The sequence below is a fragment of the Pseudoalteromonas luteoviolacea NCIMB 1944 genome (assembly GCF_001625565.1).
In the GTDB taxonomy this organism is placed as follows: Bacteria; Pseudomonadota; Gammaproteobacteria; order Enterobacterales; family Alteromonadaceae; genus Pseudoalteromonas; species Pseudoalteromonas luteoviolacea_F.
This window is the reverse complement of sequence record NZ_AUXS01000013.1, coordinates 112644-124925: the sequence shown is the minus strand read 5'-3', so window position 1 is coordinate 124925 and position 12282 is coordinate 112644. Positions and strand designations below refer to the sequence as shown.

Below are 12282 nucleotides of genomic sequence, written 5' to 3'. Positions count from 1 at the left end.
AAAGGTTAGAAGCGAGCAATAAAGTTATCAAGTAGTCTTAATCCATACTCAGTTAAGATTGCCTCTGGGTGGAATTGCACACCTTCCAATGCAAGCTCAGTATGGCATAAGCCCATAATTTCATCTAGTTTCCCTTGTTCTGTTTGGGTCCAGGCAGTCACTTGTAATGTACTGGGTAAAGTCGCAGCATCTACCGCAAGAGAGTGATATCTACATACATTAAAGTGGCTAGGCAGGCCTGCAAACATACCTTTATCTGCATGATAAATTCGCGACACTTTTCCGTGCATCACTGATTTCGCTCGATGTACGCGTGCACCTAAAGCTTGTGCAATCGTTTGATGACCCAAGCACACACCTAAAATCGGGAAGTGCCCTTGTAATTGTTGTACAACCTGCAAAGAAACACCGGCTTCATCAGGACTGCACGGCCCAGGTGATATCACAATGTGATCGGGATTAAGTTGCCTAATTTGCGAAATAGATATTTCATCATTTCGCTTGACCAAAACGTCTTGATCTAACTTTTGAAAATACTGAACGAGGTTAAATGTGAACGAGTCATAGTTGTCTATCATTAATAACATTCAGCGTTTACCTCTAAACTTTTAAGACTCACCATTGTGCATACTACATCAATATCCAACCTACCCCTCTGTCACGCTCTTAATAAAGGTAGACAGCTAGGCAATAGCTACATAAGGCGGGCATAGTAACACATTTTGTCAAACCACTGGCAAAACCTCTGAGTGCACTCATCTCAATTATCACTTTTATGCAATAGTGACACACAACCTGTTACATATGACCACTGGACAAATAAGGAAAAAACGAAAATAGTTAAGCGGTGCATACAACTATAAGGAAAAAGAAATGAAATTCACAATCAAAAAGAAATGCATCAAAAACTTATCTGAAAATCAGGCCATCAACGCTCAAAAAACCCAACTCGTTGCCGGTGGCGCATTTAAGTCTCCAGACAATGACTTCTCCGCAGGCCAGGATGTAACTTGTAAAACAGCATAAATAAGCATAAAGCTGGGCCCACACTACCGCGACCCAGCTTTATTCCACACAGCTTTATTGAAAAACTACGTTTTCACTACCTGGTAACGCTTTGAACTCCTCAAGCAGTTTATCGCAATCTTGCAGAATTTGCGCTTCAAGTCGCTCCTCTGCGCGCCAGCGCTGCGTATCCATTTTAAAAATCTCTTTTTTCGAGTACTTTTTACGCGCATCGTGTGTAGGCATTTCCTTCACTTCGTCATACATTTCGTACACCCCAGGGTAGACTTTTTCTAGTACCACCTCTGAGTCAAAACTGTATTGAGAGATCAGGACCCAAACCCGCAAACACCCCTCAGAATATTCGCACTGCTTTTGCTTCATGGCTTTGGCGATCAGGTTAATGCTATCCGCCAATTTGCCATTTCGCTCTTGCCTAGACTGTTCAAGCTTTTGCGCTTGCTCTTCTTTCAATTTAGCAATCGTGTCATTCTGAACTTTGAGTTGCCACAGCAGCTTACCGGCATAAAATGCCAAACCCGCAACAATTAAAGCACCGACGACTAATGCGACTACCCACATTGTGCTCATCGCTCATCCTCATCATCACTTAACCACTCATCTGCCAGATCATTACTGACAAAATCCGCTAATGGATCAGCTTCGATCATATCTTCTTCTTCAAACTCATCATCAATGCCAAGGATCTCACACAACTCTTGATGACGTGCAATGGCACGGTTAAAGAACTTTGCATCTTTGCCTGTTAATAACTCTCCACGTTCATGACGTTCAAGTAGTTTCATCAGGCGTTCATCGTTTTCAAGCTGTTGCAACTCTTGCTCAAGGGTCAGCTCCGGCTCTTTTGCTTTAGTGAGCGATACTTGTGGTGTCAGGTGTCGCTTCAATTGCGGCTCAGTCTGCGGCTGAGCGGCCTCAGGTATTAACGCAATCTTTTTCTTGCTGCCTGCACGCGGATCTTTCTGTGATCCAGCCTGCGACTTGATCTCAATTTTGGCTTCTTGGGCATTTCTCGAGCCCGCTTTATTTCCTTTGTTCTTTTTAATACGCTGCTCTTTCATAGCGCGTAATTCATGAAGCTTTTCCTTACTTAATCTCGGTGTGCCGTTTTCACCTAACTTGCGTGATTTTTTCTTTCTAGTCATGCTTCTCTACCATCTACTTTTGCCACCTCTTGCTTACTTAGAATGATCACGTCATTGCCAATAAACTCGAGCTTGGTGCTAAATTGCTTTGCTATATATTCAAACGTTTCGCGACTAAAAAATGAGATATGTGTTTGGTCATTCTTGTAATGCCAAGATGCAAAACGTTTCGGATCTATTACTAGTTTGGTCATCAATGCAAGTGGAGCGCCGGGCTTTAACATTGCCAATAACTGCGTCAGCACAGCCTTAGGGTGCCCAACATGCTCTATCACTTCTGTACACGTTATAAAATCATACTGTCGCTGCAACACTTCTGGGTTGTCAGCATAGTATAAATCATACAGTGCGACTGAATGCCCAACCTCTTCAAACATCTTTGCCAACAGAGGCCCCGGACCACACCCAAAATCAAGCCCATGTTGATGGCCTTGCAAACGCGAGTTAACGGGCTCAAACACACGCGATAAAAATCGGCGGTACCCCGTATCATCTAAGTCGTTTTCATGACTGTCATAAATGGCTTTTTCTTCTTGAGGAGATAATCTGTCACAGGCCGCCACACAGACTAATTTACATTGCTGGCACTGCCAGTAATCGCGAAACTTGTCTTGGTGATAATGTTCGAGCAACTCTGACTCACAGAGGCCACATTGGAGCTTTTGTGGATTTTGCAAAGGTGATGAACCAAACGTACTTAAAAGGAGTATTGTAACAGCAATTAAAAAGTGTACAAATAAAAAGACGGCAGAGATTACTCTCTACCGCCTGCTAATCTGAGCGTCACAATCCGGACACTTCTCCCTTCGACTTTTAGTCTTTATTTTTCTTATTATTTATCTTCCATTTTGTTTTTATTGTACTTCCGTGAGACTTTCCATATTGTTTTTGTTATCAAACTTCCATTGCTTTTTTTCTTTTCGGTCTTCCTAACGCTTTTGTAATCATCCTTGTTAGGTTGTATTCAAATGAACACATAATATATGCCGTCTACGCTTCCGTTTCGAATTGTCCCTGTTTTTGTATTGTCTCGACGACAGGGATTAATCTACGCTTATTTTAAACAGTTACAACTAATCAATAACAAAATTATTACCTTAGCAACAGCCGTTAAAATAAAAACAAATTAAATACATAGACTTACACAAAAAAACAAATTCAATTTGCGTTAAGTCCTACAATTTAGGAACGTCACTATCTTACACACAAAGTGAGAAATATCTCACAGCGCACAGATCAAAAAAAGGCAACGATTACGCTGCCTTTTTCGATACTAAAAGTCTACGCGACGTCGCGTAAAATCAAATACGACTTTAGTGCAAGCCGCCTAGATATTTAGATAAAATCTCAATGTCTTTGTCTGTTAATTTCGCTGCAATATCTCTCATCATTCCGTTGGCATCGTTCTCACGAGAGCCATCACGAAACTTTTCTAGTTGCGCTTTTATGTATTCAGGATGCTGGAAGGAAATTTTTGGGAATTTTGCCAACGACGTGCCATTCCCTCTGGGACCATGACATGCCATACAAGATGGAATGCCACGCTCAGCGTCACCTGCCCGGTAAAGCTTTTGTCCTTCTGTAACTACGCTTTCTGGCGTGGTCCCTGCACTCATAGGCATAGCGGCAAAGTAAGCTGACAAATCCTTCATGTCCTGATCTGACAACGGCATAGCCATGCCACTCATCACCGGTTCCATGCGACCCTCAGCACCACCCGACGTCATGCCAAGCTTAAATTCTTTGAGCTGTTTATAAATATAGTCAGCGTGCTGACCTGCTATTTTTGGGTACATAGTTACAGGAGCATTGCCATTTGGTCCATGACACGCTGCACATGTTGCCGCTTTTGCCTTACCAGCCTCGGCGTCCCCATCGAATGCTACTGCGTTGTTAAATGACAACGTACTTAGTAGCATAGTTAAAGATAATGCTATTTTTTTCATGGTAAATTCTCTGTTCCGACCCTGTAACTATCAACCCAATAGAAATACGCTAAATTTCACGACACTGGGCAAATGCTATTCTATGTACATTGACTTAAGTGAATTAAGTGACGCTCAATGTTTTTGTTTTACGTTGCAACTTTTACATTCTAGACAATAAAAAAGCCCCGCCATGCTTTGCGGCCATTATAAAACCACAAATTTTATAGGTAATTGACATAGATTAAACTTAGTTCAGAAATTCTATTGACGCAGCTAAAAATTGTCGACTTTCTCTACTTTTGCATTGTGTGACAGATGTAATAAAATACGTATGAACAAAAGAATCAATTAATCCGTCTAGGAGTTAGAGTGTTAAAATCTCGTATGCCATATAATCGCGCTACTTTCATAACCAGTGCACCTGATATTTCCCGCCTTCCCGCAGACAGTGGCATAGAGGTCGCATTTGCAGGGCGTTCTAACGCCGGCAAGTCCAGCGCATTAAATGCTCTGACAGACCAAAAACTCGCTCGCACCAGTAAAACACCTGGCCGCACCCAGCTGATTAATACTTTTGCACTCGATGAAGAAAGAAGGCTTATTGACTTGCCAGGTTATGGCTTTGCAAAAGTGCCTATTGAGATGAAAAAGAAATGGCAAAAATCATTAGGTGAATACTTACAAAAGCGCCAAAGCTTAAAAGGTATTGTTGTACTGATGGATATCCGCCACCCTATGAAAGACTTAGATATGGATCTAATCAATTGGGCTGTTGGCAGTAATATCCCCGTACTTGCGCTACTCACCAAAGCCGACAAACTAAAGCAAGGTAAACGAAAAGCGGAAGTCTTACAGGTACGTAAAGCACTATCGGAACTTGATGGTGATATTACCGTACACGCATTTTCATCACTGAAAGGGCTTGGTTTGAAAGAGCTCGCTTGGCAGTTAGATGATTGGTTTTTAGGGCCATACGTTAAAGAAGAAACTGACGAAGACGCACAAACGAACTAACTCAATTCGAACGTCTTACCAGCAGAGCGCAATAGCATCATGTCATTTTGCTCACTGAGCTCTGCTATCTCTATCCATTGATAAAATACATTGCGATCTATACGCGCATGTAAGCCATAATTTAGCTTCAAGTGTGGGATCTGCTGCCCTTTATAATCGTCTAAATATAGAGGAAAAGTATCGCAAATTGGCCAAAATCGCCCTAAGTTATCTTCACATATTATCGTCGGCGCAACCCCATATTGAGCAGCTATTTGGCATTCATGCCAAGCAACAATAACAAACGGGCTCGCATCAACAGAGACAAGACAAGTTTCAGAGGGTGTCTTTAACCGATACGCTCCATCTTCACGACATAAAACACTGGCAAACAGCTTTACCAAAGCAAGCCGCTTTATTTCATCCCCCTGATGATACCAGCGTCCACTCGTGTCAATTGAAAACTCACCCACACCACACTCACCAGCTTGCCAGCGCTCCGTTGGTGAGTGTGATGAAACATAGTGTGCTAATAGCTGCGCAAGTTTACTGGTCATTGAATACCAAATTAAATGTAACTGGTACAGCTTGCGAAATATGACTTAGGCCCGCTAATTTACGCAGAGCTTCTACGCCACCTTCGAGATCAAAATCACGGCTGTTGATCAACACTGCGCGCTGAGAAGATACATGCATTGTTTTGCCCAGCTTGTTGACAACTAGATCCAGCTTCAATACTAAATTTTTGCCATGTAAGTTAAGCGTAACAGGCAGAGCTTTTATAATCTGCATGCCGTCTTTCAGTTGAGGTAACCACGGTGTTAGATCCGTTTCAATAGTTGCCGCTTTATATTCTGAGACCTCAAACAGCACCTTTTTCATGCGCTCATTTCTGATCGGGATCAAAGACTCTATGCTACTCAGGTCAATAGCGATTTTAAGTTTACCTGCATCGCTAATTTGGCCCGATAGCGAAGTAAAATGGTGATTTTCAGCAATGCTATTCAGTTTGATTGAAGTAAAACTCAGATCACTCAGTTCATTATTTAATTGCCAAGCAGACACGGCTTGAGACATAAAACATAAGCTACCGATCAATAGAGGCTTAAGCATGACGTATTCCTGTATGTAAAAGTTTCTCACATCTTAACAAATAAATATGAAGAGAGTTAGGATGGTGTCAAATGGAGTAGCGCTTAGTAAATTACACGGTAGCGAGACACAAAGCTGTCTGAAATACGGATGATATCAAGCGAGAGAGAAAAATCGGCTCGTATAAACCTTTTACGAGCCGTTATAGCAATCTGGGGAGAAGCTATCAATACACAGTATCCTCTTTCGAGAGATACATCATCAACAGGATGTCCTACAGGATGAGGACGGCGCGAACTGTAGCAAATAGCCATCTAGAAATAAACAGCACAAAGCAAATAACGAGCCAATTTGATAGTTTTTAAACAAACGAGTGATATTTTTTACGTTAGCTTTACACAGGCCCAGTAAATTCGGGACATAGCGGCATTTTAGCTTGGCCAAGTTCATTGACAGTTTCCTGCCCTAAAAATGAATAAATAGAGACAACTTGAAAAACATGACATCACATTAACTGAACAGATGCGACTTTAATGGTGAGGGCACCGTAAATTGTACCAAATTAATCGAATATGAGCTGGAGGCAGGCGTGCAAACATAAAATGAAACACCCGACCACAAACACCACAACACAGATAACCAAGCTAAATCACAGTCAGATGACCTTCAAATTGAAGGGTCCCAGTACAGATTTACCCTCACCAAACTTATCGATTCAGTGAATTTCGGAAAGATTTATGACACTAGTTTAGATGGAAAAGTGCTAAAAACATTCAGTTACGGACGCAAAAGCGTCGGTGACTATGAATACACAGCACAGCGTCAAGCTTGGCAAAAAAGTAAAAACCATGTCGCCCAGCCGTTTGCTTATGGAGAAATTTCTCCCGTCACGCGACAACCAGAAAAGACTAAATCTGAAGAACGTCCATTGGATTATTGGGCACACAAAACTGGAAATTATTACACTAAAACTGGAATATTGATGGAAAAAGTGACCACACTCACATCACTACTTTCACAGCCAGCAAACCCAGCAGTTTATTCAACCAACCCTTATGAGGTGCTCGACTCGGAAGTAAATCTCGCCAGAGACCTCTATATCATTAGAAGAAGATTAATTAAAAGCGGTATTTACCATAACGATATCAAAGCCTCAAATGTAGGAATAGGTAAAAATGGCCAATGGAAAGCCATCGACTTTGGTACTGCAGATGCTAAAGGAGTCAAGGACCGACCTGGAGAAAGTTTCAATCTAATCCCTGAGAAAACTTATATTTGGTGGCAGATCCCTTATAGGGTAAACAAACGGTTGTCAGACGCTAAGTTCCATCCAGCCGTGTCTGAAATATACAAACTCAATGAATTGTCTATCTCTGCAAGCACATTGCACATTTCTGACGAGCTAAAAATTATTATGGATAAAATAGACAACGCAGAAATTCCAAGCTTTTCTGACATGAAACGGACATTGATGCATGAACAACCAGAAAGTGTCAGGAAGGCATATAGATTTAAGCTGGCTTAATCCATACGTTTTGAACGTAACTTGAAAATTTGTTTAATTTCGTGATTGGCTCGCTATGAATCTACAGCCAATGGAATCAATAGTGATAAGGTAAAGTAATTAGAGCATGGTTTGCCCATGCTCTATGTTGACACGCAATTTAGTGCGCTTGCTCCCAGTTGTCTCCATGATCCGCTTCAACAACCAAGGGGACGTCTAAGGTCGCAGCTTCACTCATTAGACGACAAATGTGCTCACTAAACTCGACCACTTTGTCGGCTTTGATCTCAAACACCAATTCATCGTGTACTTGCATCAACAATTTGATCTCATCTTGGCTATGCTCTTGCAGCCACTGATGTACCTTGATCATCGCTTTTTTAATAATATCTGCAGCTGTGCCTTGCATTGGCGCATTGATTGCGGCGCGTTCAGCAGCTTTGCGGCGAGCGCCATTGCGCGCTTTAATATCAGGCAAATACAAACGGCGGCCAAATAGTGTTTCTACATAACCCTGCTCAGCGGCTTTTTCACGTGTGCTTTCCATATACTCTAACACGCCAGGAAAACGCTCAAAGTACTTATCCATATAGTGCTGTGCTTCGTTGCGAGGAATATCTAACTGACGGGCTAAACCAAAGGCACTCATGCCGTAAATCAAACCAAAGTTAACCGCCTTTGCTTTACGGCGCATATCCGAGGTCACATCTTCGAGTGGCACTGAGAAAACTTCGGATGCCGTTGCACTGTGGACATCTTTCCCCTCTGCAAAAGCACTCAGTAACCCTTTATCTTGTGATAAATGGGCCATAATACGTAATTCTATTTGGCTGTAGTCAGCCGCTAGGATCACGTGGTTTTCATCCGCAACAAATGCCTGGCGAATACGACGCCCCGCTTCATTACGGATTGGAATATTCTGCAAGTTTGGATCTGTAGAGCTCAAACGACCTGTCGCTGTCACCGCTTGATGATAAGAGGTGTGAACACGCTGAGTCTCATCATTAATAAGCTTTGGTAGTTTGTCAGTGTATGTTGATTTTAACTTGGCCAAACCACGATGCTCTATGATCAATTTTGGCAATGGGTAATCGTGTGCCAACTCTTGCAATACTTCTTCAGCCGTTGAAGGGGCACCTTTTGGCGTTTTCTTCAATATCGGCAAACCTTGCTTTTCAAACAAAATCGCCTGTAGCTGTTTCGTAGAGCTTAGGTTGAACTCTTCTTCTGCCAACTCATAGGCTTCTTGCTCAAGCTCAGCCAAGCGCTTTTCAATCTCAAGGCTTTGTTCACCAAGCATAGTGCTATCTATTTTAACACCGGTACGTTCCATGTCAGACAGTACATTGATCAGTGGCAACTCAATGTCACGAAATACGCTGACTAAACTGGCTTCTTTTTCCACCAGAGGCCATAGGTGCTGATGCAGGCGGAGCGTGATATCGGCATCTTCAGCGGCATAAGGCGCAGCCTTTTCAAGTTCGATTTGGTTGAATGTCAGCTGTTTTTTACCCTTGCCTGCGATTTCTTCAAAGCTGATATTTTTGTGACCTAAAAACTTAAGTGCAAGCGAGTCCATATCATGACGCGTACCTACACTGTTAAACACGTATGACTCAAGCATGGTATCAAACTCGATACCATTTAAGGTGATCCCAGCTCGGGCTAGTACACTCTTATCGTATTTTAAATTTTGGCCAACTTTCTTGATGTTGTGATCTTCCAAGATTGGCTGTAACAGCTCAAAAACAAGCTGTTTATCAAGCTGCTCTGGCGCTCCCATATAGTCATGGGTCAAAGGTAAATATGCAGCTTCACCCGCTTCAACCGCAAAGCTCATTCCTACCAAATCAGCTTGCATATAATCCAAACTGGTTGTTTCGGTGTCAAAAGCCATCACCTCTGCACCTTTGAGCTTTTCAACCCAGATATTCAGTTGTTCAGACGTTAAGATGGTTTCGTAATTACCAACAATTTCAGGTTGAGGTGCCGAAGTTGCTGATGGTGCCGCACTTTGCGGTGCCGCTTTGCCGTCAAGCAACTCTGCAAGCCAGCGTTTAAACTCGCATTGACCATACAGCTCAATCAAGCGATCTTTATCCACTGGCTGGATCTTAAATGTGTCTAGATCTTCTTCTACGTCACAATCGAGCTTGATGGTAGCCAATTCATAGGACAGCTCTAACTGTGCTTTATGCTCTTCTAGTTTTTTCGCCATGCTCTTTGAGCCGCGAAAGCCTAGCGGCGCAATTTGCTCTAGGTTGGCATACAACTCTTTGATGGAGCCCAAGCCTTGCAACATCGCCAGCGCGGTCTTTTCCCCTACACCAGGGACGCCTGGGATATTGTCGACTTTGTCACCCATGAGAGCTAAAAAGTCGATGATAAGCTCTGGACCGATGCCAAATTTGCCTTCAACGCCAGCCGGATCCAACACTGTATCTGTCATGGTATTGATTAAAGTAACGTGCTCATTAACCAGTTGAGCCATATCTTTATCGCCAGTACTGATCAACACATGGCGTTTTTGTTCCGTAGCAATACGGGAAAATGTACCGATCACATCATCAGCTTCAACGCCAGCAATGCTGACCAAGGGCAGACCCATCGCTTTAATAATTTCATGAATAGGCTCAATTTGGGTACGGAGATCATCAGGCATCGGAGGTCGATTGGCCTTGTACTCTGAGTACATGTCGTTTCTGAAAGTTGGCCCTTTAGCATCAAAAACAACCACCATATGGCTAGGATCAAACTGCTTAACCAAGCTTTTCAGCATATTGATTACGCCATAGATCGCACCAGTTGCTTCACCCTGAGAATTCGTCAAGTGCGGTGGCGCATGATAGGCGCGGAATAAATAGGAAGAACCATCCACCAAAATTAAAGGGTTTTCTGGGATCTGAGGCATAATATTTGGGATCCTAATTAAAGAGATTTAAAAACTCGCTAAGAATGCCACAAGGCTTAGCATAAAACGAGAGGAGTGCAATGAAACTTTACAAGGAAAAACTGTGGATAACTTTGTAGATAAACACAAGAAAAGCACCGGCGATAAAATAAAGCCAGTGAAAAGAAATCATAAAACTCTGATTTTTATAACAAAATACATAAGCTAATTTTTATTCTTTATAAAATGAGTTTGTGGAAATCTCACAACTCATGTATTTTTCACCATTGAAAAGTGGTGATAAAACGACCCGTTTTTTCGAGCGGACGCGTATACTAACATAAATGATCAAAGATCAAAGCAGATCCTTTATATTTTTTTTCACACTCGACATTCTTACATTGAATATAGCAGGCAGAATCAGCCTTAGGAGATTAATAATGAAACAAGTAGCAATCATTTTTAGTGGTTGTGGGGTTTTTGATGGTGCAGAAATTCATGAATCTGTACTGACCATGCTGCACCTTGAGCAACAAGGTATTCAGTACCGCTGTTTTGCACCCGATATCGAGCAACATCATGTTATCAATCACTTAACGGGAGAAGAACAGGCTGAGACACGCAATGTCTTGACTGAAGCGGCGCGTATAGCGCGCGGTGATATTCAAAATCTTGATCAACTTAACGCTGATGACTTTGCAGCACTTGTTATCCCTGGCGGATTTGGTGTGGCTAAGAACTTATCTGACTTTGCCTTCAAAGGCCCTGAGTCTCAGGTGCTAGACGCTTTGAAAAGCGTTTGCCAACAGTTTAATACTCAACAAAAACCAATCACCTACCTGTGCATCGCACCAGCGCTGATTGGTCATATACATCAGCCTGGCACTAAAGCAACAATTGGCAATGATGCCGACACTGCCGCAGCGGTTACGGCACTGGGCGCAGAACATGTGGAGTGTGCAGTCACTGATATCATTGTAGATGAACAGCAAAAAGTCATCAGTACACCGGCCTATATGTTAGCTGGCAATATCAGCGAAGCCTCTGCGGGTATTGAAAAAGCGATTAAACGTCTAGCTCAACTTATCGATTAACAGCTCGATTGACTGCTCATAGATAATTTACTTGATTTTAAGCACAAAATGCCAAATCTTTGCCCTAACGCAATAAAAGATGTTTTTTATACGCTTAAGATCAAGTTTAAATTTTAACTAATTTGGTGGTGACGTTATACTCAATTAGGAACCGTCATCCGTCGTGCTTCGTGATCGAAGACATTAAATTTGAAGTGAGCAAGGTAAATGAAGAAACTGTCAGCAGCACTCTTAATGCTATCCACGGCCGCCGTTGCCCAGCCGTATGATAATTCTCTAACCGAAGAAGCCATCAAAAAGCGCTTAGCCCCAATAGGTTCTGTGTATTTGGCTGGTGCCGAAGATACTGCTGCCGCGGCTCCAACTGGACCACGCTCTGGCGAGCAAGTATACCAAGCATCTTGTTTTGCTTGTCATGGCACTGGGGCGCTCGGTGCACCAAAGACCGCAGATGAGTGGGCTACCCGTTTGTCTAAGGGCTCAGACGTCTTACTTGATCACGCAATTAAAGGATTTAATGCGATGCCGCCAAAAGGCACCTGTATGGACTGTAGTGATGAAGAGATCGCAGCTGCTATCGAGTTTATGATCAAATAGCTGTCGTATAAAA

The 12282-nt window shown here is 42.5% G+C and carries 13 protein-coding genes; 5 read left to right on the top strand and 8 right to left on the bottom strand.

The window, feature by feature from the left end:
* Positions 1 to 5: 5 nt before the first annotated feature.
* Positions 6 to 587 carry an anthranilate synthase component II gene (locus N483_RS02480; RefSeq protein ID WP_023397729.1) on the bottom strand — a complete coding sequence of 194 codons (582 nt, stop codon included), beginning with the start codon at positions 585 to 587 and terminating at the stop codon, positions 6 to 8.
* Positions 588 to 873: 286 nt separating this feature from the next.
* On the opposite strand from N483_RS02480, the gene N483_RS26840 reads away from it, so the two are divergent.
* On the top strand, positions 874 to 1026 hold the full coding sequence (locus N483_RS26840) for a hypothetical protein (protein WP_023397728.1): 153 nt from the start codon (positions 874 to 876) through the stop codon (positions 1024 to 1026).
* Positions 1027 to 1080: 54 nt separating this feature from the next.
* Here N483_RS26840 and N483_RS02475 read toward each other — a convergent pair whose 3' ends face one another.
* The 4 genes from N483_RS02475 to N483_RS02460 form a co-directional block, all read right to left on the bottom strand.
* Entirely contained in the window at positions 1081 to 1596 is a 516-nt protein-coding gene (locus N483_RS02475; RefSeq protein ID WP_023397727.1) for a DUF2489 domain-containing protein, read from the bottom strand.
* Positions 1593 to 2171 carry a Der GTPase-activating protein YihI gene (gene yihI / locus N483_RS02470; RefSeq protein ID WP_023397726.1) on the bottom strand — a complete coding sequence of 193 codons (579 nt, stop codon included), beginning with the start codon at positions 2169 to 2171 and terminating at the stop codon, positions 1593 to 1595. The genes N483_RS02475 and yihI overlap by 4 nt, the downstream gene beginning before the upstream one ends.
* Entirely contained in the window at positions 2168 to 2848 is a 681-nt protein-coding gene (locus N483_RS02465) for a class I SAM-dependent methyltransferase (RefSeq protein WP_036975103.1), read from the bottom strand. The genes yihI and N483_RS02465 overlap by 4 nt, the downstream gene beginning before the upstream one ends.
* Before the next feature lie 636 nt (positions 2849 to 3484).
* Complete coding sequence (locus N483_RS02460) at positions 3485 to 4117, bottom strand: c-type cytochrome (protein WP_023397724.1); 633 nt, start codon at positions 4115 to 4117, stop codon at positions 3485 to 3487.
* Positions 4118 to 4468: 351 nt separating this feature from the next.
* Here N483_RS02460 and yihA point away from each other — a divergent pair, with 351 nt between their 5' ends.
* Positions 4469 to 5113, top strand: a complete 645-nt coding sequence (yihA, locus tag N483_RS02455) for a ribosome biogenesis GTP-binding protein YihA/YsxC (protein WP_023397723.1) — start codon at positions 4469 to 4471, stop codon at positions 5111 to 5113.
* On the opposite strand, the gene N483_RS02450 is transcribed toward yihA, so the two are convergent.
* Together N483_RS02450 and N483_RS02445 are read right to left on the bottom strand one after the other, a co-directional pair.
* Entirely contained in the window at positions 5110 to 5649 is a 540-nt protein-coding gene (locus N483_RS02450; protein ID WP_023397722.1) for a DUF1285 domain-containing protein, read from the bottom strand. The two genes, yihA and N483_RS02450, sit on opposite strands and share 4 nt — an antisense overlap.
* The gene (locus tag N483_RS02445; RefSeq protein ID WP_023397721.1) at positions 5639 to 6205 is read right to left on the bottom strand and encodes a YceI family protein; all 567 of its coding nucleotides are present in this window, start codon (positions 6203 to 6205) and stop codon (positions 5639 to 5641) included. The genes N483_RS02450 and N483_RS02445 overlap by 11 nt, the downstream gene beginning before the upstream one ends.
* A gap of 739 nt (positions 6206 to 6944) precedes the next feature.
* Between N483_RS02445 and N483_RS02440 the strand changes: the two genes are divergently transcribed.
* Entirely contained in the window at positions 6945 to 7709 is a 765-nt protein-coding gene (locus N483_RS02440) for a hypothetical protein (protein ID WP_036975101.1), read from the top strand.
* A gap of 139 nt (positions 7710 to 7848) precedes the next feature.
* On the opposite strand, the gene polA is transcribed toward N483_RS02440, so the two are convergent.
* Positions 7849 to 10599: a DNA polymerase I gene (polA, locus tag N483_RS02435; protein ID WP_023397718.1), complete on the bottom strand. Its 2751-nt coding sequence runs from the start codon at positions 10597 to 10599 to the stop codon at positions 7849 to 7851.
* Positions 10600 to 11018: 419 nt separating this feature from the next.
* On the opposite strand from polA, the gene elbB reads away from it, so the two are divergent.
* Together elbB and N483_RS02425 are read left to right on the top strand one after the other, a co-directional pair.
* Positions 11019 to 11672: an isoprenoid biosynthesis glyoxalase ElbB gene (gene elbB / locus N483_RS02430; protein WP_023397717.1), complete on the top strand. Its 654-nt coding sequence runs from the start codon at positions 11019 to 11021 to the stop codon at positions 11670 to 11672.
* 207 nt (positions 11673 to 11879) lie between these two features.
* Positions 11880 to 12269, top strand: coding sequence for a c-type cytochrome (locus N483_RS02425; RefSeq protein WP_023397716.1), 390 nt, complete (start codon positions 11880 to 11882; stop codon positions 12267 to 12269).
* The last annotated feature ends 13 nt before the right edge of the window (positions 12270 to 12282 follow it).

Bases quoted from the DNA above. Each gene is read 5' to 3' on its own strand.
- N483_RS02480 (WP_023397729.1), bottom strand. From the start codon at position 587: ATGTTATTAATGATAGACAACTATGACTCGTTCACATTTAACCTCGTT.
- N483_RS26840 (WP_023397728.1), top strand. From the start codon at position 874: ATGAAATTCACAATCAAAAAGAAATGCATCAAAAACTTATCTGAAAAT.
- N483_RS02475 (WP_023397727.1), bottom strand. From the start codon at position 1,596: ATGAGCACAATGTGGGTAGTCGCATTAGTCGTCGGTGCTTTAATTGTT.
- yihI (WP_023397726.1), bottom strand. From the start codon at position 2,171: ATGACTAGAAAGAAAAAATCACGCAAGTTAGGTGAAAACGGCACACCG.
- N483_RS02460 (WP_023397724.1), bottom strand. From the start codon at position 4,117: ATGAAAAAAATAGCATTATCTTTAACTATGCTACTAAGTACGTTGTCA.
- N483_RS02450 (WP_023397722.1), bottom strand. From the start codon at position 5,649: ATGACCAGTAAACTTGCGCAGCTATTAGCACACTATGTTTCATCACAC.
- N483_RS02445 (WP_023397721.1), bottom strand. From the start codon at position 6,205: ATGCTTAAGCCTCTATTGATCGGTAGCTTATGTTTTATGTCTCAAGCC.
- polA (WP_023397718.1), bottom strand. From the start codon at position 10,599: ATGCCTCAGATCCCAGAAAACCCTTTAATTTTGGTGGATGGTTCTTCC.
- elbB (WP_023397717.1), top strand. From the start codon at position 11,019: ATGAAACAAGTAGCAATCATTTTTAGTGGTTGTGGGGTTTTTGATGGT.
- N483_RS02425 (WP_023397716.1), top strand. From the start codon at position 11,880: ATGAAGAAACTGTCAGCAGCACTCTTAATGCTATCCACGGCCGCCGTT.